Genomic DNA, 22,162 nt, shown 5'->3' with positions numbered 1-22,162 from the left:
CCTTTCTTTGGTTACTTTCTTTGGCGAGACAAAGAAAGTAACTCGCCCGCCGGGGCGAATTCCCGGCTCCTGCGCCAAACAACAAGCAAGGCCAAAACAAGGGCCCAAGAAGCGAATTCCCGGCTCCTGCGCCAACCAACAAGCAAGGCCAAAACAGGGGCCCAAGAAGCGAACTCCCGGCTCCTGCGCCAACCAACAAGCAAGGCCAAAACAAAGACCCAGAGCCCTCACCCAGAGGAAACAAGCAAGAGATACTCCCATGACGCTTCACTGCTTCGTCACAGGCACCGACACCGGCGTCGGCAAGACACTGATCAGCAGCGCGCTGCTGTACTCGCTCGCAGCCTCGGGCCTGCGCGCGGTCGGCATGAAGCCGGTCGCCGCGGGCCTCGAGCAGATCGATGGCGAATGGACCAACGAGGACGTGCTGCGCCTCCAGGCCGCGGGCAATGTCGTCGCGCCGCTGGCGCTGCGCTGCCCGTATCTGCTGCGTGCGCCGATGTCGCCTCACCTGGCCGCCCGGGAAGAGCGCATTCGCATCGAGCTGCCGAAACTGCGAAGCGCCTACGAGGCCCTCGCGCAGCACGCCGACGCGGTCGTCGTCGAGGGAGCAGGCGGCTTCCGCGTACCCTTGGCCAAGGACTTCGACGGCGCCGACCTCGCGCAGGCGCTGGGCTTGCCGGTTCTCCTCGTCGTGGGCCTGCGGCTCGGCTGCCTCAACCATGCGTTGCTGACGGCCGAGGCCATCCGCGCCCGCGGCTTGCGGCTCGCCGGCTGGGCCGGGAGTGTCATCGATCCGCACATGCTGGCCCTGCAGGCCAACATCGACACCCTGCGCGAGCGCCTAAGCGCACCGTTCCTCGGCGTGGTGCCACACCTGGCGGCGCCCGATGCCGCGGGCGCCGCCCGCCATCTCGACCTGCGCCCCCTCGAATCACGGCTGCGCAGCGCAGCGGCACTGGCCGCGTGAACCCGACGCAAGAAACAATCCCATGGAACACACCCTCACCTTCATCGATCGCAAGGCCGCGCAGCACGCCATTCCCCAGAACGCCGACTGGAGCGTCGAAAAAGTCGCCGCTCTCTTCGAGCTGCCCTTCAACGACCTGCTGTACCGCGCCCAGCAGGTCCATCGCGCACACTTCGATGCCAACGAAGTTCAGTTGTCCACCCTGCTGTCGATCAAGACCGGCGGCTGCGAGGAAGACTGCGGCTACTGCCCCCAGAGCGCGCACCACGATGCCGGCGTCAAGGCCGAGAAGCTCATGGCCCTGGACGACGTGCTCGCCGCCGCCCAGGCCGCCAAGGACAACGGCGCCACGCGCTTCTGCATGGGCGCCGCCTGGCGCAGCCCGAAGGATCGGCACCTGGAGCCGGTGAAGGAGATGGTGCGCGGCGTCAAGGCCCTGGGCCTGGAGACCTGCGTCACCCTCGGCATGCTCGAGGCCGAGCAGGCCCGGCAGCTCAAGGAGGCAGGGCTGGACTACTACAACCACAACCTCGACAGCGCGCCCGAGTTCTACGACAAGATCATCACGACGCGCACCTACCAGGACCGCCTCGACACCCTGGGCCACGTGCGCGACGCCGGCATCCACGTCTGCTGCGGCGGCATCGTCGGCATGGGTGAAACGCGCCTGGAGCGCGCCGGCCTGATCGCGCAGCTGGCCAACCTCGACCCCTACCCCGAGTCGGTGCCCATCAACAACCTGGTGCAGGTCGAGGGCACGCCCCTGGCCGGCACCGAGCCGCTCGATCCCTTCGAGTTCGTGCGCACCATCGCCGTGGCCCGCATCACCATGCCCAGGACCATGGTGCGCCTGTCCGCCGGCCGCGAGCAGATGGACGAGGCCCTGCAGGCGCTGTGCTTCATGGCCGGCGCCAATTCCATCTTCTACGGCGATCGCCTGCTGACCACCGCCAATCCGCAAGCCGCGAAGGACCGCGCGCTGCTGGCGCGGCTGGGCATGCGGACCCGCGACGCCTGAGACTCAACCCGCCAACCAGGAAGCCCCCCATGTTCCAGAAGATCCTCATTGCAAATCGAGGCGAGATTGCCTGCCGCGTCGCCGCCACGGCACGCCGCATGGCCATCCGCACGGTCGCCGTCTATTCCGATGCCGATGCGCATGCCAACCACGTGCATGCCTGCGACGAGTCGGTGCACCTGGGCGGCAGCGCCCCCAAGGACAGCTACCTGCGGTGGGAGAAGATCCTCGACGCGGCCAAGGCCACCGGCGCCCAGGCCGTGCATCCGGGCTACGGCTTCCTCAGCGAGAACGAAGACTTCGCCCGCGCCTGTGCCGAGGCCGGCCTGGTCTTCATCGGCCCGCCGCCCTCGGCCATCCAGGCCATGGGCCTGAAGGCCGAGTCCAAGCAGCTGATGGAAAAGGCCGGCGTGCCCCTGGTGCCCGGCTACCACGGCAAGGACCAGAACCCGGAACTGCTCGCGCGCGAGGCCGGCCGCATCGGCTACCCGGTGCTGATCAAGGCCAGCGCCGGCGGCGGCGGCAAGGGCATGCGCATTGTCGAGAAGGCGGAGGACTTCGCCGCCGCGCTCGCCTCCTGCCAGCGCGAGGCCATCAACAGCTTCGGCGACGACGCCGTGCTGGTCGAGAAATACGTGCAGCGCCCGCGGCACATCGAGATCCAGGTCTTCGGCGACACGCAGGGCAACTACGTCTACCTGTTCGAACGCGACTGCTCGGTGCAGCGGCGCCACCAGAAGGTGCTGGAAGAGGCGCCCGCACCCGGCATGACGGAGGCCATGCGGCGAGAGATGGGCGAGGCCGCGGTGGCCGCGGCGCGCGCGGTGAAGTACGTGGGCGCGGGCACGGTGGAATTCATCGTGGAGCAGCGCGACGACGGGTCGCCGAGCGCCGCGCCGGGCGTGGGGGCCAACATGTCTTTTTTCTTCATGGAGATGAACACGCGGCTGCAGGTGGAGCATCCGGTCACCGAAGCCATCACCGGGCTGGACCTGGTCGAGTGGCAACTGCGCGTCGCCGCCGGCGAGGCCCTGCCTTTGAATCAGGAGCAGTTGCAGATCAACGGCCATGCCATCGAGGCGCGCATCTGCGCCGAGAACCCCGACAACAACTTCCTGCCCGCCACCGGCACCCTGCGCGTGTACCGCAAGCCGCAGGCCACCGCCTTCCAGCGCAGCCGCGTGCGCATCGACGACGGCGTGCGCGAGGGCGACGCCATTTCGCCTTTCTACGACTCCATGATCGCCAAGCTGATCGTGCACGGCGCCACGCGCCAGGAGGCGCTGGCGCGGCTGGACGCGGCGCTGGCGCAGACGCACATCGTCGGGGTGGCGACCAACGTGCAGTTTCTGCGCGGCGTGCTGCGCACCGACTCCTTCGCGCAGGCGAAGCTGGACACCGCGCTGATCGAGCGCGAGCGCGCCGTGCTCTTCGACCGCGAGCCGCTGGGCCTGCCGCTGGCCACAGCCGCGGCGGTGGTGCGGGTGCTGGTGGCCGAGCGCGCCGCGGCGCCGGCCGACCCCTTCGCGCGCCGCGACGGCTGGCGTGGCCTCGGCGAGTACCAGCGCCGCTTCGACTTCGAGTTCCGCGGCGCAGGGCACCAGGCGTTGCTGCGCTACCGGCGCGACGGCAGCCTCTGGCTGACGGTGGGGGAGGTCGAGGGGGCGCTGTCCTTCGGAACCCTGCCCGGCGGTCAGATCGAACTGCAGTTCGACGGCCTGCGCCGCACGCTCGATCTGTACGAAGAAGGCGCGACCACCCATGTCTTCGCCCCGGAGGGCGCGAGCCGCATCGCGGCCATGGACCGCATGGCGCACGCGGGCGACGTCCACGCCGAAGGCGGCCGCCTCACGGCGCCGATGCCGGGCAAGGTGGTGTCCTTCGCCGTGAAGGCGGGCGACAAGGTCAGCCAGGGCCAGGCACTGGCGGTGATGGAGGCCATGAAGATGGAGCACACCATCGCGGCACCGGCGGACGGCACCGTCGAGGAATTGCTCTACCTCCCCGGCGACCAGGTGGCGGAGGGCGCCGAACTGCTGCGCATTGCCGCTTAAGCTTCGAGGCATGCGAATCACCGTCTGCCTCACTCAACAACGCCACGAGCCCTGGATCGAGGGCCTGCGCCGAGCCCTGCCCGAGGCCGAGGTCGCCGCCTGGGTGCCCGGCGCGCCACAGGCCGACCATGCGGTCGTCTGGGCCCCGCCGCAGGCCTTTCTCGACGAGCAGCCCGGCCTGCGCGCCCTGTTCAACATCGGCGCCGGCGTCGACGCCTTGCTCGGGCTGAAGCTCCCGCCCCGCACGCAGGTCGTGCGCCTGGACGATGCCGGCATGTCGGTGCAGATGGCCGAGTACGTGTGCCACGCGCTGATCCGCCATTTCCGCGAGTTCGACTTCTACGAGGCCGAGGCGCGCGCGGGCCGATGGGCCTTCCGCAAGCCGCGCGAGCGGGCGGAGTTCCCGGTCGGCGTGATGGGCCTGGGCGTGCTGGGCGAGCGCGTGGCGCGCGCCGTGGCGCAATTCGAGTTCCCGGTCAACGGCTGGAGCCGCTCGCCCAAGGCGATCGAAGGGCTGCGCTGCTTCGCCGGCGAGGCGGAGTTCGATGCCTTCCTCGGCGCCAGCCGCGTGCTGGTCAACCTGCTGCCCCTGACCGAGGCCACCCGCGGCATCCTCAACCGCCGCAACCTCTCGCGCCTGAACCACGGCGAGCCGGGCGGCTACCTGATCAACGTCGCGCGCGGCGCGCACCTGGTCGAGGACGACCTGATCCCGCTGCTGGACGGCGGCCAGCTCGACGGCGCCGCGCTCGACGTGTTCGAGCTCGAGCCGCTGCCCGCGGACCATCCCTTCTGGCGCCATTCGAAGATCACCGTCACTCCGCACGGCTCGGCACGCACGATGCGCGCGGCCTCCATCGCCCAGATCGCCGGCAAGATCCGCGCGATCGAGCGCGGAGAGCCCGTGGCCGGCGTGGTCGATCCGAAGCGCGGATACTGATCCCCCTCACGAGAGACTCCCCGCCATGAAATTCCCCTCCCGCGTCAAGCTCGTCGACGTCGGCCCGCGCGACGGCCTGCAGAACGAAAAGCAGGCCGTGCCGGCCGAGGTCAAGATCGGCCTGGTCCACCGGCTGCAAGAGGCCGGCCTCAAGGAAATCGAGGTCACCAGCTTCGTCAGTCCCAAGTGGGTGCCGCAGATGGCCGACAACGCCGAGGTGATGCACGGCATCCGCCGCCGGGCCGGCGTGCGCTACTCGGTGCTCACGCCCAACATGAAGGGCTTCGAGGCCGCGCTCGCCGCGCCGCGCGAGGAGTGGCCCGACGAGATCGTGGTCTTCGGCGCAGCGAGCGAGGCCTTCAGCCAGAAGAACATCAACTGCTCGATCGCCGAGAGCATCGAGCGCTTCCGGCCGGTGGCCGAGGCGGCGCGCGACAAGGGCATCTTCGTGCGCGGCGCGATGTCGTGCACGGTGGGCTGCCCCTACGAAGGCGAGATCGCGCCGGAACGCGTGGGCATGCTGGCGAAGCTGATGAAGGGTATCGGCGTGCAGCACGTGGGCGTGGCAGACACCATCGGCGTCGGCACGCCGGTCAAGGTCCTGCGCGCGCTGGAGGCCACGCTCGCGCACTACGGCGTCGACGAAGTCTCGGGCCATTACCACGACACCTACGGCCAGGCGCTGTCCAACACGCTGGCCAGCCTGGAACTGGGCATCTGGCAATACGACACCTCCGTCGGCGGCCTGGGCGGCTGCCCTTTCGCCAAGGGCGCGACCGGCAACGTGGCCACCGAGGACGTGGTCTACATGCTGCACGGCATGGGCATCGAGACCGGCATCGACCTCGACCAGCTCATCGATGCCGGCGTCTACATCAACCAGGCCCTGGGACGCGAGCCGAATTCGCGCGTGTCCAAGGCCATCCGCACCAAGAGGCAAGGCTGATGATGGCCCCCACGCTCGGCACTGACGTGTCCTCGCTGCCCCCCGGGGGGGCGCCGCCGCCCTTGGGGCGGCCCGGCGGGCGGCTGGCCCCCACGCTCGGCACCGACGTGTCCTCGCTGCCCCCCGAGGGGGCGCCGCCGCCCTTGGGGCGGCCCGGCGGGCGGCTGTAATGTGTGGCGCCGAAGTCAACGCCTTGCCCGAGGGCGTGCAACGGGTCTCACGCTTTCTGCAGGAGCGCAGCCATCCGCACGCGCCGCGCATGCTCGACGACGCCTGCCGCACGGCGCAGCAGGCCGCCGACGCGCTGGGCATCTCGGTCGCGCAGATCGCCAAGAGCATCGTGTTCCGCCGCAAGAGCGACGAGGCGGCCGTCCTGGTCGTCACCTCCGGTGACAAGCGGGTGGACGAGAAAAAGGTCGAGGCCCTGGTCGGCGCGAAGCTGGGCCGGGCCGATGCGGAGTTCGTCAAGCGCAGCACGGGCTTTTCGATCGGCGGCGTCTCGCCCTTCGCGCATGCCACGGCGCCGGTGATGCTGATCGACCGCGAGCTGTTCCGCTTCGACGAGGTCTGGGCCGCGGCCGGCCATCCGCACGCGGTGGTGCAACTCACACCGCGCGACCTCGAGGTCCTGACCGGCGCGCCGGTGGCGGACGTGGTGTGAGCACGCAGGAAGCCCGCAGGCTGATCGAGCGCGCGGTCGCGGCGCGCGGCGTGGTGCAGGACGTGCCCTCGCCCTGCATCTCGGTGTGCCGCATGGAGACGCTCAGCGGCTTCTGCGAAGGCTGCCTGCGCACCATCGACGAGATCGCGGCCTGGCGCACGATGGACGACGCTGGCAAGCGTGCCGTCTGGCGCGCGGTCGAGCTGCGCGCGCAGGCCGGTTTCCTGGTGGCGGCGGAGGACAGGCCATGACCATGAAGAAGATCGTCTTTCACCTGGACTTCGTTTCGCCCTATGCCTACCTGGCCTTCGAGCATCTGCCGCAGGCGCTCGAAGGTCTGAGTTACGACGTGGCGTACCGGCCGGTGCTGCTGGGCGCCTTGCTGAAGCACCATGGCCAGCTGGGCCCGGCCGAGATCCCGCCCAAGCGGGCCTGGACCTACCGGCAGGTGCTGTGGCTGGGTCACACCCATGGCATCGCCATCGAGATGCCGGCCTCGCACCCCTTCAACCCGCTGCCGCTGCTGCGGCTGGCGCTGGCGACCACGCAGGATGGCGACATCAGCCGCTACGTGGCCGAGACGCTTTTTCGCCATGTCTGGCAAGGTGGAGGCGAGGCGGGCGACGCCGGCCGCCTGGCCGCGCTGGCTGCGCAGCTTCGCCTTTCGCGGGATGCCGGCGGCGACGAGGTCAAGGCCCAGCTCAAGGCCAACACCGATGCCGCGATCGCCCGTGGCCTGTTCGGCGTGCCGGCCTTCGAGGTCGACGGCCGCTGCTTCTGGGGCTTCGATGGCCTGGCGATGATGGCGGCCTGCCTGCACGGCGACGCCTGGTTCCAGGGCCCCGACTGGGACGCCGCACCGGCCCGCCCTTCGCTGCTGCGTGGCAGCAAAGCCTGAGTCTTCATTCGTTTTCTACAGGCTGAAAAGCCGGCCGCGGGTTTCACCCTAAATCGTCAGCGACGATTCAGTTTGGCGAAAGCCTAGGGTCAGACGGCGCTCCAAAAATGGGCGCACGCCCACGCCGTGGGTCGAATACCAAGGAGACGAAATGGCAGCCACACTAGATTCACGGGGAGCGCCTCAGAGCGCACCCCGGCCCATGTCGGCCGAGGAGAAGAAGGTCATCTTCGCTTCCTCGCTCGGCACCGTGTTCGAGTGGTACGACTTCTACCTGTACGGCTCGCTCGCGGCGATCATCGCCAAGCAGTTCTTCAGCGGCCTGGATGCGGGCGCGGCCTTCATCTTCGCGCTGCTGGCCTTCGCGGCCGGCTTCCTGGTGCGGCCCTTCGGCGCCATCGTGTTCGGCCGGCTCGGCGACATGATCGGGCGCAAATACACCTTCCTCGTGACCATCCTGATCATGGGCCTGTCGACCTTCATCGTCGGCCTCCTGCCCAGCTATGCCACCATCGGCGTGGCGGCGCCCGTGATCCTGATCGCGCTGCGCATGCTGCAGGGCCTGGCGCTGGGCGGCGAGTACGGCGGTGCCGCCACCTACGTGGCCGAGCATGCGCCGCATGGCAAGCGCGGGGCCTACACCTCCTGGATCCAGACCACCGCCACGATGGGCCTGTTCCTGAGCCTGCTGGTGATCCTGGGTGTGCGCACCTGGCTCGGCGAGGAAGCCTTCGCGTCCTGGGGCTGGCGTGTGCCCTTCCTGGTGTCGATCGCCCTGCTGGCCATCTCGGTGTGGATCCGGCTGTCGCTGTCGGAATCGCCCGCCTTCCAGCGCATGAAGGCCGAAGGCAAGACCTCGAAGGCGCCGCTGGCCGAATCCTTCGGTCAGTGGAAGAACCTGAAGATCGTGATCCTGGCGCTGGTCGGCCTGACCGCCGGCCAGGCCGTGGTCTGGTACTCGGGCCAGTTCTACGCGCTGTTCTTCCTGACGCAGCAGCTCAAGGTCGATCCCACCAGCGCCAACCTGATGATCGCGGCCGCGCTGCTGATCGGCACGCCTTTCTTCGTGGTCTTCGGCTCGCTGTCCGACAAGATCGGCCGCAAGCCCATCATCATGGCGGGCTGCCTGCTGGCGGTGGTGACCTACTTCCCGGTCTTCAAGATGCTGACCGAGTACGCCAACCCGGACCTGGCCAAGGCCCAGGCGACAGCCGGTGTGACCGTGACGGCTGACCCGGCTTCCTGCTCCTTCCAGGGCAACCCGGTGGCGCGCGAGATCGACTTCAAGAGCTCCTGCGACATCGCCAAGCGCTACCTGGTGCAGAACTCGGTGAGCTACGACAACGTCGCGGGCGCTCCCGGCTCCAAGGCCGTGATCAAGATCGGCGACAAGACGATCGAGGCGCCGGTCGGCAACGTGGCCAACCACAAGTTCGACGAGGCTTCCTCCAAGGAGATCGCCGCCTTCAAGAAGAGCGTGTCCGATGACCTGAAGGCCGCCGGCTACCCGGCCAAGGCCGACCCCGCCAAGATGAACAAGCTGATGGTGGTGGTGCTGCTGACCTACCTGGTGATCCTGGTCACCATGGTGTACGGCCCGATCGCCGCCATGCTCGTCGAGCTGTTCCCGACCCGCATCCGCTACACCTCGATGAGCCTGCCGTACCACATCGGCAACGGCTGGTTCGGGGGGCTGCTGCCGACCACCGCCTTCGCGATCGTGGCCTCGACCGGCAACATGTACAACGGCCTGTGGTACCCGATCATCATCGCGGGCATGACCCTGGTGATCGGCACGCTGTTCGTGCGCGAGACCAAGGACGTGGACATCTACGCCAAGGACTGAGCGCGCGCTCCCGGCGGGCCGTCGCTACGGCCTGCCGTGTTCAACAAAGAGGCTTCGTGCCATGCATGCGCTCTGCTGCGCATGGCGCGAGGCCTTTTTCTTGAGCACGTCTAGCCATACTTCCTGAACATCCCCCGGGAGCCCGACCATGTGGAAAATCGCCGTTGCCTTCGTCGCCTTTGCCGCCCTCGCCTTGTTCGTGATCATGCAGGCGGGAGACAAGGTCGACATGTCGGGGGAGAAACACGGCGGCGACGTCACACACGCGCCCGCGGCTGACGAGAAGTCGAAGTAGCGCCGCGCGTGCGCTCTGCCTTCTGCGCGGGAACGCCCGTCGCCGAAGATCGGCAGTTTCGAATGCCTGCCTCGATGCGATGAAGGCTCATTGCTGAGCGCCTCAGACCTTGTTCCATCCTTGGCTCAAGATCTGGTCTTCTGCATCATCAATCTGCGAGGCAGATGTGTCTTCATCGCTCAACGTTTCGTCGTCGGTATCTCGCGGTGAGGTCGGCCCTTCGTCGTCGCTTGACAAATCCGGTATGTCAGGCTTCGCAGGCAGCACCGGGTTTTCGATGAGGGTGATCGAACAGCCGGCCACGCCGCCGGCGATTGGATGCTTGATCACACACTGGTCAGCGGGCCTGGGATCATTGTCATGTTGGCCGCATTGATATTTCCAAGGCATGACGACCATCAAGTACGGCCAGCCGTCGGCCTCTGGCCAAGCGTTGTCGATCTGCGCCAGGGCGTTCATGATGTCATCCGCGCCTTGAGGACTGGGCCCCGAAAGCCCGGTCTCTTCAAACCACGTTTGCAGATCCCGGTTGTTGCAGTTCAGAACTCTCATCTCGTGCGCACGCTGCGTGATTTTCAGCAGTGCGGGGTTTTCGTGTGAGCTGGCGTGGCCTGCCGGCAGCGGCGCCATGCCCTCGACCTCCTCGACTTCGACATAGAACCCGCGGCCGCATATTCCGGATCCACGTCCTTCCCTCATGCCGGGTGCGGTACCCATTTCGGCGATCCCTTGAGCCGTCTCTTTTGTCGTCGACCAGTGATAGAGCGCGAGATCGTGACTGAGTGGCAGCGCCATGCCGGCCAGCGCATCGCGGATAAGTTTCAGATTTGCCCTGTCTTCCTCGCTATCGATGCTGAATTCATAGATAGGCTTGAATTTGAGGGTTGCAGATGCCCTCTTGGCTGGGCTGGCGGTGAAACAGGTCTTGGGTAAGTTCTGTACGGGCTTCATGGTTTTGCTCGAGTAAGCATGACGAGGTGGCCGTCCGCTCCCGCTCCCGCTTATCGCCTGAACTTGCCCCCGCTGATGATCGACAAGTCGGTGAAGTCGATGCCCGCGTGAACCTCCGGCGTGTAGTTGACCGTCAGGCCACCGCCGACGTCGTAGGACCGCATGGTCTCGAGGGCGGCCAGGACCTTGGCGCGGGTGGGTTTGGGGCCGGCGCGGCGCAGGGCCTCGACCAGGACCTTGGCCGAGGCGTAGCCTTCCAGGACGGCCGGTGACAGTTCCTTCTGCCCCTTGGCCTGCGCGAGTGCCAGGGCCTCCTTGACCATCGGATGCGCGATCGAGCGCTCGCTCGGGAACACCTGCGTGACGATCACGCCCTGGCTCGCGGCCCCCAACTGCTTGATGAAGCCGCCCGAGGCATTGTTGGACAGCGTGACGACCTGGGCCGCCGAGCCGGCCGCGCGCAGCGCCTTGATGCCTTCGGCGACGCCCGCGCTGGAGCCGATCCACAGCACGGCCTGGGCGTTCGCGATCTTCGGGATGATGGTTGCGTAGTCCGGCTTGTCGCGGTCGGCCGGCACGACCGCCGCGGGGGTTGCCTTGCCCTTGCTGAAGCCCGTCATCGCGCCCTCCAGCACGTCCTGGCCGAAGGAGTCGGCGACGTGCACCACGGCGATCCTCGACATGCTGACGGTGAGCAGGTGCAGGATCGCCTTTTCGGCTTCGCGCTGGTAGGTGGAGCGCACGTTGAACACATGCGGCTGGAGCGGCTTCTGCAGGACCATGGCGCCCGTGGAGGGCCCGATCAGCGCCACGCCGTACTTGTCCAGCCAGGGGATCATGGCCTGCGCGTGCGGCGTGCCGCGGTTCAAGAACATCGCCACGACCTTTTTCTGCTCGATCAGCACACGGGCGTTCTCGCCGGCACGCTTGACATCGAAAGCATCGTCCATGCGCACCACTTCGATCTTTTCGCCATGGATGCCGCCCTGCGCATTGATGGCGTCGATCGCGAGCTGGGCTCCGATGATGTTCTCGTTCACCGGAACCGCGGCAGGCCCGGTGACACCGGTGGTCTGGCCCACCAGGATCTCGCCCCACGCGCCGCCGGCGGTCAGGGCTGTCAGGACCGCCGCGCAGAGCATGCGCATGAAGGCGAGGCGAAGAAGCGGGAAGAAGATGGCGGACATGGCGCGGAAACTCCTCGAAGTGGGGGCTTGGAGACTCTAGAAGTGCGTCCTGCCACTTCTTCGCGCTTGAGCACATTTGGTCAGATTCAATGGCGGAACTACGACACGGAATCGCGGCTGTCTTGCCAGGTCCGCATCCGAATGCGTCGCAGCCGCCGAGGTGGAAGCCCCTGCCCGGCGACCGGCCTTGTGGCGCCTTGCACGCCGGGCCGCCGCGATTCCTAGAATGTCTGCCCCATTTCCAAGGCATTCATGACACAGGGCTCCATCCGGATTCGCGGTGCACGCCAGCACAACCTCCAGAACCTCGACCTCGACATCCGCACCGGCGAGATGACCGTGGTCACCGGCCCGAGCGGTTCGGGCAAGTCGAGCCTGGTGTTCGACACCCTCTACGCCGAAGGCCAGCGCCGCTACGTCGAGACCTTCTCGGCCTATGCCCGACAGTTCCTCGACCGGATGGACAAGCCGGCGGTCGACAAGGTGGAGGGCGTGCCGCCCGCCATCGCCATCGACCAGACCAACCCGGTGCGCTCGTCCCGCTCGACGGTGGGGACGATGACCGAGCTGAACGACCACCTGAAGTTGCTCTATGCCCGCGCGGCCCAGCTCTTCGACCGCGAGACGGCGCTGCCGGTGCGGCACGACACGCCCGATTCCATCTATGCCGAGCTGGCAGTCCGTGCCGCGGCGGCCGGCGATCCGCGCGTGGTGCTGACCTTCCCGGTCGAGCTGCCGGCCGGCACCAGCGCGGACGAGGTGCAGCAGTGGCTTTCCGCCAGCGGCTTCACGCGCATCCAGGGGGAGCGCGAGATCGCCACGCCCACCGGGCCGCGCAAGGTGCTCGACGTGGTGGCCGACCGCTTCCGCATGGCGACTGCGGAGCGCGCGCGGGTGATCGAGGCGATCGAGGTGGCACTCAAGCGCGGCAGCGGGCGGCTGACCGTGCACGCGCTGTCCGCCGATGAAGGCGTGGCGCCCGAGGTCTGGAAGTTCTCCACCGGCCTGCATTGCCCCGAGAGCGACATCCGCTACACGGACCCGATCCCCTCGATGTTCTCCTTCAACTCGGCCGTAGGCGCCTGCGAGACCTGCCGCGGCTTCGGCCGTGTCATCGGCGTGGACCTGGGGCTGGTGATTCCCAACGACAAGCTCACGCTGCGCGCCGGTGCGATCAAGACCATCCAGACCCCGGCCTGGAAGGAAGCGCAGGACGACCTGATGCGCCATGCCGAGGCCGCCGGCATTCCGCGCGACACACCCTGGAACAAGCTCACGCCCGAGCAGAAGAACTGGGTGATCGAGGGCTCGCCGAACTGGAACGGGAAGTGGAATCAGCAGTGGTACGGCGTGCGCCGCTTCTTCGGCTACCTGGAGAGCAAGGCCTACAAGATGCACATTCGCGTGCTCTTGTCCAAGTACCGCAGCTACACGCCGTGCCCGGCCTGCGGCGGCGCGCGGCTGAAGCTGGAAAGCCTGCTGTGGCGCATCGGCGGCAAGGAAGATGCCGACGCGGTGCTGCCGCCCGAGAAGCGCTTCATGCCGGTGGGCGTGAAGTGGTCGCGCGCGCAGCTCGAGGCGCTTCCGGGCCTGTGCCTGCACGACCTCATGCTGCTGCCGATCGAGCGGCTGCGGCAGTTCTTCGACGGCATCGAGCACCACGGCAACGGCAACCCCGCGAACGAGGGCGAGTTGCAGGCCCTGAAGCTCCTCTTCGAAGAAATCACCACCCGCCTGCGCTACCTGCACGACGTCGGCATCGGCTATCTCACGCTCGACCGCCAGAGCCGCACCCTCAGCGGCGGCGAGGTGCAGCGCATCAACCTGACGACCGCGCTAGGGACCTCGCTGGTCAATACCCTTTTCGTGCTGGACGAGCCCAGCATCGGCCTGCATCCGCGCGACATGAACCGCATCACGCAGGCCATGCTGCGCCTGCGCGACGCCGGCAACACGCTGGTGGTGGTGGAGCACGACCCGGCCGTGATGCTGGCCGCCGACCGGGTGATCGACATGGGCCCGGGGCCAGGCGCGCGCGGCGGCCGCATCGTCTTCGACGGCACGACCGGCGCCCTGCGCAGCGCCGACACCCTGACCGGCCAATACCTGGGCGGGCGCAAGCAGATCGGCATGGGCTTCAAGCGCATGGTGAGCGACAACACGCCGCGCCTGGTGCTGGAGGGCGTGCGCGAGCACAACCTGCAGGGCATCAGCGTCGAGTTCCCGCTCGCCCGGCTGGTGTGCGTGACCGGCGTCAGCGGCTCGGGCAAGTCCACGCTGATCCAGGACGTGCTGGCGCCCGCGCTGATGCGCCACTTCGGCAAGGCCACCGAAGCGCCGGGCGCGCACGACCGCTTGCTCGGGGCCGAGCAGCTGAGCGACGTGGTCTTCGTCGACCAGTCCCCGATCGGCAAGACGGCGCGCTCCAACCCCGCGAGCTACGTGGGTGCGTGGGATGCGGTGCGCGAGATCTTCGCCACCGCGGCGCTGTCGAAGCAGCGCGGCTACACCGCCTCGAAGTTCAGCTTCAACAGCGGCGACGGGCGCTGCCCCACCTGCGGCGGCTCGGGCTTCGAGCACGTGGAGATGCAGTTCCTGTCGGACGTGTACCTGCGCTGCCCCGACTGCGACGGCAAGCGCTACCGCCCCGAGATCCTGGAAGTGAAGATCGAGCGCGGCGGGCGCAGCCACAACGTCGCCGACATCCTCGAGCTGACCGTGGCGGAGGCCGCGGCGCTGTTCGCGGAAGACCGCGAGGTGCTGCGCGTGCTGCAGCCCATCGCCGACGTGGGCCTGGATTACGTGAAGCTGGGCCAGCCGGTGCCCACGCTCTCGGGCGGCGAGGCGCAGCGGCTCAAGCTCGCGGGCTTCCTGGCCGAAGCGGCCAAGACCGCCAGCGCCAGCAAGCAGCCGCTGGCGCGCAAGGGCACGCTGTTCCTGTTCGACGAACCGACCACGGGGCTGCATTTCGACGACATCGCCCGGCTGATGCGTGCGCTGCGCAAGCTGCTCGATGCCGGCCATTCGCTGATCGTGATCGAACACAACCTCGACGTCATCCGCGCCAGCGACTGGATCATCGACCTCGGCCCCGAAGGTGGCGAGGGTGGCGGCCAGGTGGTGGCGGTGGGCGCGCCCGAGCAGGTGCGCGAGAACCGCGCCTCGCTGACCGGCGCGGCCCTGGTCGACTACGAGCTCGCCATCGGCCCGGGCGCCTACAAGGTGGCCGAGCGCGCGGCCCGCGCTTATGCGGCGAAGGCCCAGCCGGCGCCGGGCCGCGATGCGGTGCAGATCGTCCATGCGCGCGAGCACAACCTCAAGAACCTGTCGGTGGACATCCCGCGCGGCAAGTTCAGCGTGGTGACGGGCGTCAGCGGCTCGGGCAAGTCCACGCTGGCCTTCGACATCCTCTTCAACGAGGGACAGCGGCGCTACCTCGAATCGCTCAACGCCTATGCGCGCAGCATCGTGCAGCCGGCGGGCCGGCCGGAGGTGGATGCGGTCTACGGCATCCCGCCCACCGTGGCGATCGAGCAGCGGCTCTCCCGCGGCGGGCGCAAGAGCACGGTCGGTACCACCACCGAGGTCTGGCACTTCCTTCGGCTGCTGTACGTCAAGCTGGGCGTGCAGCATTGCGTGAACGACGGAGCGGCGGTGCAGCCGCAGACGCCCGACAGCATCGTGGCGCAGCTGCTGAAGAACTTCCGCGGCCAGCACATCGGCCTGCTGGCGCCCCTGGTCACCCACCGCAAGGGCGTCTACACCGAGCTGGCCGACTGGGCGCGGCCGCGCGGTTTCACCCACCTGCGGGTCGACGGCGAGTTCCTTCCCACCACCGGCTTCCCGCGCATCGACCGCTTCAAGGAGCACACCATCGAGCTGCCGGTGGCCAGCCTGGACGTGGAGCCCGGCAAGGAGGCCGAGCTGCGCGAGGCGCTCGCGCGGGCGCTGGAGCACGGCAAGGGCGTGGTGCACGTGCTCAGCGACCTCACCGGGCTGCGCGGCGCGATGATGGCCGGTGCGCCCACCTCGGCGATCGGCCGCGTGCATGTCTTCTCCACGTTGCGCGCCTGCCCCGTGTGCAGCACCAGTTACGCCGAGCTGGACCCGCGCCTCTTCTCCTACAACAGCAAGCATGGCTGGTGCCCCGACTGCGTGGGCACCGGGGTCAAGCTCACCAAGGAGCAGCGCAAGGTCTACGACGACTCGACGATGGCCGAAGACAACCGCGGGCGCGAGCAGACCTTCGCGGAGCCGGAAGCGGAGGACGTGGGCGACGTGATCTGCCCGACCTGCCAGGGGACCCGGTTGAATGCGACGGCCCGGGGCGTCTTGTTCGGCGGAGGGGCCCCTCACCGCCACCCGCTCCCCGGCCAGGAGAGGGCGTCGAAGCCCAACCCCGGCTTGCTCCCGCTCCCGCCTGCGGGCGAGGGCTGGGGTGAGGGCGGCATCGGCATCACCCAGCTGGCACGCATGAGCGTGACCGACATCCGCCTCTGGTTCGACAACATCGCGCTCACCGGCCGGCAGGCCGAGATCGCGCGCGACCTGGTGCCCGAGATCCGCAGCCGCCTCGAGTTCCTCGAAGAGGTGGGACTGGGCTACCTCACGCTGGACCGCGGCGCGCCCACGCTCTCGGGCGGCGAGGCGCAGCGCATCCGCCTGGCGGCGCAGCTCGGCAGCAACCTGCAGGGCGTTTGCTACGTGCTGGACGAGCCCACCATCGGCCTGCATGCGCGCGACAACCGCATCCTGCTGGACGCGCTGCACAAGCTGGGCGAGAAGGGCAACACGCTGGTGGTGGTGGAGCACGACGAGGACACCATCCGGCGCGCCGACCACATCATCGACATCGGCCCCAGCGCGGGCAAGCGCGGCGGGCGGCTGGTGGCGCAGGGCTCGGTGACCGATCTGGAGGCGGCCAGCGATTCGCAGACCGGCCGCTACCTGCGCGACGCCATCCGCCACCCCCTGCAGCCGCGCCGACCGGTGCCGCTGCCCGAACCGGGGGCGCCCGACTGGCTGACGGTGCGCGGTGCCTCGATGCACAACCTGCAGCAGGTCACGGTGAGCCTGCCGCTGCGCCGGCTGGTCGCGGTGACGGGTGTCAGCGGGTCCGGCAAGTCGACCCTGGCGCGCGACGTGCTCCTGGCCAACGTGCATGCGATCGTCGCGCAGCGCATGACCAAGGCCGGTCGCGATGCCGATGCGGCCGGCAAGCGGCCCGCCTGGTCCGGCTGCAGCGGCGTCGAGGGCTACGAGACCATCGACCGCGTGCTCGAGGTCGACCAGACCCCCATCGGGAAGACGCCGCGCAGTTGCCCCGCGACCTACATCGGCTTCTGGGACACCATCCGCAAGCTGTTCGCCGACACCCTGGAGGCCAAGGCGCGCGGCTACGGCCCGGGCCGCTTCAGCTTCAACACCGGCGAGGGCCGCTGCCCGGGCTGCGAGGGCGCGGGCGTGCGCACCATCGAGATGAGCTTCCTGCCCGACGTCAAGGTGCCTTGCGAGGTCTGCCACGGTGCGCGCTTCAATCCCGAGACGCTGGCCGTGAGCTGGCGCGGCAAGAGCATCGGCGACGTGCTGCAGATGGAGGTGGACGAGGCGGTGACGTTCTTCGCCTCCATGCCCAACATCAGCCATCCGCTGCAGTTGCTCAAGGACGTGGGGCTGGGCTACCTGACGCTGGGGCAGCCCTCGCCCACGCTCTCGGGCGGCGAGGCGCAGCGCATCAAGCTGGTGACTGAGCTCAGCAAGGTGCGCGACGACGTCACGCGCCGAGGCAACAAAATCCCGCACACGCTCTACGTGCTCGACGAGCCGACGGTGGGCCTGCACATGGCCGACGTCGAGAAGCTGATCCACGTGCTGCACCGCCTGGTGAACGGCGGGCACAGCGTGGTGGTGATCGAGCATGACCTCGACGTCATCGCCGAAGCCGACTGGCTGATCGACCTGGGGCCCGAAGGCGGGGACGGTGGCGGCCGGGTGGTGGCGGCGGCGCCGCCGGAGGAGGTGGTGCGGCTGCGCACCCACACCGGCGTGGCGCTCGCGCCCGTGCTGGCGCGCGGCGCCAGCCGGCACGAGGTGCTGCAACTGCCCGTGAAGGCTCCGCCCGGTCCGATCCGCAAAGAGGCCTGATGTGCGCCATCTACGACGCGCAGCAGGCGAGGCATGCGCCACTCGACGGCTTTCTGCAGGGCACGGGCCGAGGGCCTGACGCGGGCGCGACAGGCCCGGGGGTCAGCCCCGATTGCCCCAGAGCGGTGCGCGCGGCCAAATGGCGGGCCATGCAGACCCTGGAGCCTTTCATGTTTCGTCGTTCCCTTCTGTGCGCCGCCCTGCTGGGCCTGGCTGCTCCTCTCGCGCTGGCCCAGGCCTTTCCCGCCAGGCCGATCAAGCTGGTGATTGCCTTCCCGGCGGGCGGGCCCACCGACATCACCATGCGTCAGCTGGCCGACAACGCCTCGAAGATCATCGGCCAGCCCATCGTGGTCGAGAACAAGCCCGGCGCCGGCGGCACCCTGCCGGCGCAGGCGCTGCAGACCGCACCTGCCGACGGCTACACCGTGGCGCAGATCCCGCTGGGCGTCTTCCGCCTGCCCTACACCACCAAGATCAACTGGGACCCGGTGAAGGACATCAGCTACGTGATCAACGTCACCGGCTACGCCTTCGGCATCGTCGTGCCGACCGACAGCCCCCTGAAGACGTGGAAGGACTTCGTCGCCTACGCCAAGGCCAATCCGGGCAAGCTGACCTACGGCTCGACCGGCAACCTGACCAGCCCGCACCTCACGACCGAATTGATCGCGCAGCAGGCCGGCATCGAGCTGCAGCACGTGCCGTACAAGGGCAGCGCCGACCTGATGCTCGCCGTGATCAGCGGCCAGTTGATGGCCGCGGCCGACAGCACCGGCTTCGCGCCGCAGGTGGAAGCCGGCAAGCTGCGCGTGCTCAACACCTGGGGCGAGAAGCGGCTGGCCAAGTTCCCGGATGCGCCGACGCTGAAGGAGCTGGGCTACGACATCGTGCAGAACTCACCCTTCGGCATCGGCGCGCCCAAGGGCACCCCGCCGGAGGTGGTGAAGAAGCTGCACGATGCCTTCAAGCAGGCGATGGAGGAGCCCAGCTACGTCGCCTCCCTGGGCCGCTACGACATGCTGCCCAACTACATGAGTTCGGCCGACTACACGAAGTTTGCGCAGACCACCTTTGCGCGCGAGAAGGCGTTGATCGAGAAGCTGGGGCTGGCCAAGCCGCAGTGAGGGCCGGGGCGGGCGTCCGCCCGGTTCGAAGGAGGTGACACCGTTGCGCGGCGGTGCGAGCGCCGGGGCGGGGCCCGCGGCGTCGTCGCGTGCGAGGCTGCTTGCAATCACCCCGGCCAGCCCCAAGTCCAGGCAATCACCCCGCAGGAACTGCCATGACCGAATCGCTGCACGTCGTCTGCCCGCATTGCCACACCACCAACCGCGTTCGCAGCGCTCAGCTGGGCAGCGCGCCGGATTGCGGCAGTTGCCACCAGCCGCTTTTCACCGCCCACTCGACGGCGCTGGATGCCGCCTCCTTCGATCGTCACATCGCCCGCAACGAGATCCCGGTGCTGGTGGACTTCTGGGCGCCCTGGTGCGGGCCCTGCCGCCAGATGGCGCCGGGTTTCGAGCAAGCGGCCGCGCAACTGGAGCCGCAGGTCCGCCTGGCCAAGGTCGACACCGAGGCCGTGCCGGCACTCGGCGCGCGCTTCAATATCCGCAGCATTCCCACGCTGGCCTTGTTCCGGGGCGGTCGCGAGATCGCGCGCCAGGCCGGCGCCATGGGCGCGGCGGATATCGTGCGCTGGACGCAGTCGAACCTGCGCTGAGCCGGCGCTTCAGCGTGCCCTGACGATGGACCACCTTCAGGCGCGGGCCTGGAGGATGGCTGCCGCCACTTCGGCGAAGCCGGCCCCGCGCTCGCTGGGCGCCACGTAGCGCGGCAGGTGCGACAGCGCGGACTCGAAGCGCCGCACGTTCGCCACCCCGATGCTGTGCGCGAAATGCTCGAACATCAGCGCGTCGTTGGTGGAGTCGCCCACGTAGGCCCAGCGCGCCATCTCATCGTCGAGGGGGCGGCCCCAGAGCGCGCGCACGATCCAGCGCGCGCCTTCGAGCTTGTTGTGATCGCCGTACCAGCCATTGACGTGGATGCTGCTGACCGTGGCGTGCATGCCTTCGCTGCGCATCAGCGCAACGACGCGCGCGATGGCTTCGTCGTCCAGGCGGGTGAATTCGCTGTGGTCGACGGCGATGTCGCACTCTCGGCCGGCCGAATCGGTCGCGCGCCGCGCGCCGGGGATCTCGCGCTCGATGCGTGCCAGCACGGCCTGCATGCGATCGAAGTTGCGTGCGCGCGTCGCAGCATCCTGCTGGTAGCGCTTCTCGACGGCGCCCGAGGCGTTGCGCACCAGCGCGACGGCGCCGTTCTCGGCCACGATTGCATCGACCGGCCAGACGGCGGCGAAGGGTTCGCTCCAGCCGACCGGCCGGCCGGTGACGGCGACCCGCGCCAGGCCGGCGGCGCGCAGGTCGTCGAGCGCCCGGAGCACATCGGGCGTGACCGCGCCCTCGGTGGTCAGCGTGTCGTCGATGTCGGTGAAGACACCGACCAGGTCGCGCCGCGCCGCCAGCGGCCACTGCGAGAGGGGCTGCATCAGCCGGCCGTCTGGAGCGCCAGGCCCGCGTGCTCGCGCAGCGGATGGAAGTGGATCTTGGGGAAGCGCTCCTGCGCCAGCCGCACGTCGTAGGGCGAGGTGCACAGGTAGGCCAGCGTGTCGGCCGCGTCCCGTGCCATGCGGGCCGGGTAGGCATCGGTGAAGGCCCGCAGCTCGGCCGGCGTGTCGGCGGTGATCCAGCGGGCGCCGGTGTACTGGCAGCCTTCCAGGCGCACGTCGGCGTCGTACTCGGTCTTCAGCCGGTGCTGCACCACTTCGAATTGCAGCTGGCCCACCGCGCCCAGGAGCATCGGACCACCCACCTCGGGCCGGAACACCTGGATCGCGCCTTCCTCGCCGAGTTGGGCCAGGCCCTGCTGAAGCTGCTTGGTGCGCAGCGGGTTCTTCAGGATCACCGTCATGAAGAGTTCCGGCGCGAAAAAGGGCAGGCCGGTGAATTGCAGCGAGGCGCCGTCGGTGATGGTGTCCCCAAGCTGCACACCGCCGTGGGTGGTGAAGCCGACGATGTCGCCGGCGTAGGCCTCTTCCACCGCCTCGCGGCGCTGGCTCATGAAGGTGACCACGCTGGTCGGCCGCAGCTCCTTCGCGGTGCGCTGCACCTTGAGCTTCATGCCCGGCGTGTACTTGCCCGAAGCCATGCGCACGAAGGCGATGCGGTCGCGGTGGTTGGCGTCCATGTTGGCCTGCACCTTGAACACGACGCCGGCGAAGTCCTTGTCGTCGGGCTGGATCTCGCGCACCACGGGCTGGCGGTTGACCAGCGTGGTGCTGATGCGCGGCTGCGGCGGCGGCGCCAGGTCGACCAGGGCGTCCAGCACTTCCATCACGCCGAAGTTGTTGACGCCCGAGCCGAAGAACACTGGCGTCTGCTTGCCGGCCAGGAAAGCTTCTTTGTCCCATGCGGGCGAGGCGCCGGTGGCCAGTTCCATGCTCTCCATCGCGGAGTCGAACTCGGCGCCGAAGCGGGCCTTGAGCGCCGCCTGCTCCGAGAGCGGGATGGCTTCGAAATCCTGCGGGCGGCGTTCGCTGCCGGCCTCGAACACGGTCATGGCCTGTGTCCGCAGGTTGACGATGCCGCCGAAGGACTTGCCCTGGCCCACCGGCCAGGTCATCGGCACGCAGGGCATGCCCAGCTCGCGCTCCACCTCGTCGAGGATGTCCAGCGGCTCGCGCACCTCGCGGTCCATCTTGTTCACGAAGGTGATGATGGGCGTGTCGCGCTGGCGGCAGACCTCGATCAGCCGCCGGGTCTGCGCTTCCACGCCGTTGGCTGCGTCGATCACCATCAGGGCCGAATCGACGGCGGTGAGCACGCGGTAGGTGTCTTCCGAGAAGTCCTTGTGGCCGGGCGTGTCGAGAAGGTTGATCACGTGCTCGCGGTAGGACATCTGCATCACCGAACTGGCGACCGAGATGCCGCGCTGCTTTTCGATCTCCATCCAGTCGGAGGTCGCATGGCGCGAGGCCTTGCGCGCCTTCACCGAGCCGGCGATCTGGATCGCACCGGAGAAGAGCAGCAGTTTTTCGGTGAGCGTGGTCTTGCCGGCGTCGGGGTGGGAGATGATCGCGAAGGTGCGGCGGCGGCGGGTTTCGGAAGCGAAGGACATGGGAGGGCGCTGGAATCGTGGGCGGCACGGGCGGCACGGGCGGCACGGGCGGCCGGCCGAACCCGCGATTATCGGC

Annotated in this window: 17 protein-coding genes; 13 read left to right on the top strand and 4 right to left on the bottom strand. The window is 68.6% G+C overall.

The window, feature by feature from the left end; genetic code table 11:
* Nucleotides 1–259 precede the first annotated feature (259 nt).
* The 10 genes from bioD to ABEA07_RS21990 all read left to right on the top strand — a co-directional run bounded on the left by bioD (nt 260) and on the right by ABEA07_RS21990 (nt 9,628).
* A complete protein-coding gene (bioD, locus tag ABEA07_RS22035; RefSeq protein WP_345540530.1) occupies nt 260–970 on the top strand; it encodes a dethiobiotin synthase in 711 nt (236 codons plus the stop codon).
* A gap of 22 nt (nt 971–992) precedes the next feature.
* Nucleotides 993–1,988: a biotin synthase BioB gene (bioB, locus tag ABEA07_RS22030; RefSeq protein WP_345540529.1), complete on the top strand. Its 996-nt coding sequence runs from the start codon at nt 993–995 to the stop codon at nt 1,986–1,988.
* Nucleotides 1,989–2,017: 29 nt separating this feature from the next.
* Nucleotides 2,018–4,042 (top strand): acetyl/propionyl/methylcrotonyl-CoA carboxylase subunit alpha, encoded by a 2,025-nt coding sequence (locus ABEA07_RS22025; RefSeq protein ID WP_345540527.1) that lies wholly within the window; start codon nt 2,018–2,020, stop codon nt 4,040–4,042.
* A gap of 10 nt (nt 4,043–4,052) precedes the next feature.
* Nucleotides 4,053–4,982 (top strand): 2-hydroxyacid dehydrogenase, encoded by a 930-nt coding sequence (locus tag ABEA07_RS22020; protein WP_345540525.1) that lies wholly within the window; start codon nt 4,053–4,055, stop codon nt 4,980–4,982.
* 25 nt (nt 4,983–5,007) lie between these two features.
* A complete protein-coding gene (locus tag ABEA07_RS22015; RefSeq protein ID WP_345540523.1) occupies nt 5,008–5,928 on the top strand; it encodes a hydroxymethylglutaryl-CoA lyase in 921 nt (306 codons plus the stop codon).
* A gap of 169 nt (nt 5,929–6,097) precedes the next feature.
* Nucleotides 6,098–6,589 (top strand): YbaK/EbsC family protein, encoded by a 492-nt coding sequence (locus tag ABEA07_RS22010; protein ID WP_345540522.1) that lies wholly within the window; start codon nt 6,098–6,100, stop codon nt 6,587–6,589.
* 20 nt (nt 6,590–6,609) lie between these two features.
* The gene (locus tag ABEA07_RS22005; RefSeq protein ID WP_345540543.1) at nt 6,610–6,840 is read left to right on the top strand and encodes a DUF1289 domain-containing protein; all 231 of its coding nucleotides are present in this window, start codon (nt 6,610–6,612) and stop codon (nt 6,838–6,840) included.
* Between the two features lie 2 nt (nt 6,841–6,842).
* On the top strand, nt 6,843–7,487 hold the full coding sequence (locus ABEA07_RS22000) for a 2-hydroxychromene-2-carboxylate isomerase (RefSeq protein ID WP_345540542.1): 645 nt from the start codon (nt 6,843–6,845) through the stop codon (nt 7,485–7,487).
* A gap of 151 nt (nt 7,488–7,638) precedes the next feature.
* A complete protein-coding gene (locus ABEA07_RS21995; RefSeq protein WP_345540521.1) occupies nt 7,639–9,333 on the top strand; it encodes an MFS transporter in 1,695 nt (564 codons plus the stop codon).
* A gap of 148 nt (nt 9,334–9,481) precedes the next feature.
* Nucleotides 9,482–9,628 carry a hypothetical protein gene (locus ABEA07_RS21990; RefSeq protein WP_345540520.1) on the top strand — a complete coding sequence of 49 codons (147 nt, stop codon included), beginning with the start codon at nt 9,482–9,484 and terminating at the stop codon, nt 9,626–9,628.
* Between the two features lie 102 nt (nt 9,629–9,730).
* Here ABEA07_RS21990 and ABEA07_RS21985 read toward each other — a convergent pair whose 3' ends face one another.
* A complete protein-coding gene (locus ABEA07_RS21985; protein WP_345540519.1) occupies nt 9,731–10,579 on the bottom strand; it encodes a hypothetical protein in 849 nt (282 codons plus the stop codon).
* 50 nt (nt 10,580–10,629) lie between these two features.
* Nucleotides 10,630–11,766, bottom strand: a complete 1,137-nt coding sequence (locus tag ABEA07_RS21980; protein WP_345540518.1) for an ABC transporter substrate-binding protein — start codon at nt 11,764–11,766, stop codon at nt 10,630–10,632.
* Nucleotides 11,767–12,018: 252 nt separating this feature from the next.
* On the opposite strand from ABEA07_RS21980, the gene uvrA reads away from it, so the two are divergent.
* The 3 genes from uvrA (at nt 12,019) to trxC (ending at nt 19,630) form a co-directional block, all read left to right on the top strand.
* Nucleotides 12,019–17,910, top strand: coding sequence for an excinuclease ABC subunit UvrA (uvrA, locus tag ABEA07_RS21975; RefSeq protein ID WP_345540517.1), 5,892 nt, complete (start codon nt 12,019–12,021; stop codon nt 17,908–17,910).
* A 170-nt stretch (nt 17,911–18,080) separates the two neighbouring features.
* A complete protein-coding gene (locus ABEA07_RS21970) occupies nt 18,081–19,037 on the top strand; it encodes a tripartite tricarboxylate transporter substrate binding protein (protein WP_345540515.1) in 957 nt (318 codons plus the stop codon).
* Between the two features lie 155 nt (nt 19,038–19,192).
* A complete protein-coding gene (trxC, locus tag ABEA07_RS21965) occupies nt 19,193–19,630 on the top strand; it encodes a thioredoxin TrxC (RefSeq protein ID WP_345540513.1) in 438 nt (145 codons plus the stop codon).
* Between the two features lie 36 nt (nt 19,631–19,666).
* Here the strand turns inward: trxC and ABEA07_RS21960 are convergent, their stop codons facing one another.
* Both ABEA07_RS21960 and ABEA07_RS21955 read right to left on the bottom strand, forming a co-directional pair.
* A complete protein-coding gene (locus tag ABEA07_RS21960; protein ID WP_345540512.1) occupies nt 19,667–20,458 on the bottom strand; it encodes an HAD-IIB family hydrolase in 792 nt (263 codons plus the stop codon).
* Nucleotides 20,458–22,086 carry a peptide chain release factor 3 gene (locus ABEA07_RS21955; protein WP_345540510.1) on the bottom strand — a complete coding sequence of 543 codons (1,629 nt, stop codon included), beginning with the start codon at nt 22,084–22,086 and terminating at the stop codon, nt 20,458–20,460. Before ABEA07_RS21955 ends, ABEA07_RS21960 begins: the two co-directional genes overlap by 1 nt.
* Nucleotides 22,087–22,162 lie beyond the last annotated feature (76 nt).

It is taken from the genome of Variovorax defluvii (assembly GCF_039541515.1).
Taxonomy (GTDB): Bacteria; Pseudomonadota; Gammaproteobacteria; order Burkholderiales; family Burkholderiaceae_C; genus Variovorax; species Variovorax defluvii.
This window is presented reverse-complemented; position numbering and strand designations above follow the sequence as displayed.

Bases quoted from the DNA above. Each gene is read 5' to 3' on its own strand.
- bioD (WP_345540530.1), top strand. From the start codon at position 260: ATGACGCTTCACTGCTTCGTCACAGGCACCGACACCGGCGTCGGCAAG.
- bioB (WP_345540529.1), top strand. From the start codon at position 993: ATGGAACACACCCTCACCTTCATCGATCGCAAGGCCGCGCAGCACGCC.
- ABEA07_RS22025 (WP_345540527.1), top strand. From the start codon at position 2,018: ATGTTCCAGAAGATCCTCATTGCAAATCGAGGCGAGATTGCCTGCCGC.
- ABEA07_RS22020 (WP_345540525.1), top strand. From the start codon at position 4,053: ATGCGAATCACCGTCTGCCTCACTCAACAACGCCACGAGCCCTGGATC.
- ABEA07_RS22015 (WP_345540523.1), top strand. From the start codon at position 5,008: ATGAAATTCCCCTCCCGCGTCAAGCTCGTCGACGTCGGCCCGCGCGAC.
- ABEA07_RS22010 (WP_345540522.1), top strand. From the start codon at position 6,098: ATGTGTGGCGCCGAAGTCAACGCCTTGCCCGAGGGCGTGCAACGGGTC.
- ABEA07_RS22000 (WP_345540542.1), top strand. From the start codon at position 6,843: ATGAAGAAGATCGTCTTTCACCTGGACTTCGTTTCGCCCTATGCCTAC.
- ABEA07_RS21995 (WP_345540521.1), top strand. From the start codon at position 7,639: ATGGCAGCCACACTAGATTCACGGGGAGCGCCTCAGAGCGCACCCCGG.
- ABEA07_RS21990 (WP_345540520.1), top strand. From the start codon at position 9,482: ATGTGGAAAATCGCCGTTGCCTTCGTCGCCTTTGCCGCCCTCGCCTTG.
- ABEA07_RS21985 (WP_345540519.1), bottom strand. From the start codon at position 10,579: ATGAAGCCCGTACAGAACTTACCCAAGACCTGTTTCACCGCCAGCCCA.
- ABEA07_RS21980 (WP_345540518.1), bottom strand. From the start codon at position 11,766: ATGTCCGCCATCTTCTTCCCGCTTCTTCGCCTCGCCTTCATGCGCATG.
- uvrA (WP_345540517.1), top strand. From the start codon at position 12,019: ATGACACAGGGCTCCATCCGGATTCGCGGTGCACGCCAGCACAACCTC.
- ABEA07_RS21970 (WP_345540515.1), top strand. From the start codon at position 18,081: ATGTTTCGTCGTTCCCTTCTGTGCGCCGCCCTGCTGGGCCTGGCTGCT.
- trxC (WP_345540513.1), top strand. From the start codon at position 19,193: ATGACCGAATCGCTGCACGTCGTCTGCCCGCATTGCCACACCACCAAC.
- ABEA07_RS21960 (WP_345540512.1), bottom strand. From the start codon at position 20,458: ATGCAGCCCCTCTCGCAGTGGCCGCTGGCGGCGCGGCGCGACCTGGTC.
- ABEA07_RS21955 (WP_345540510.1), bottom strand. From the start codon at position 22,086: ATGTCCTTCGCTTCCGAAACCCGCCGCCGCCGCACCTTCGCGATCATC.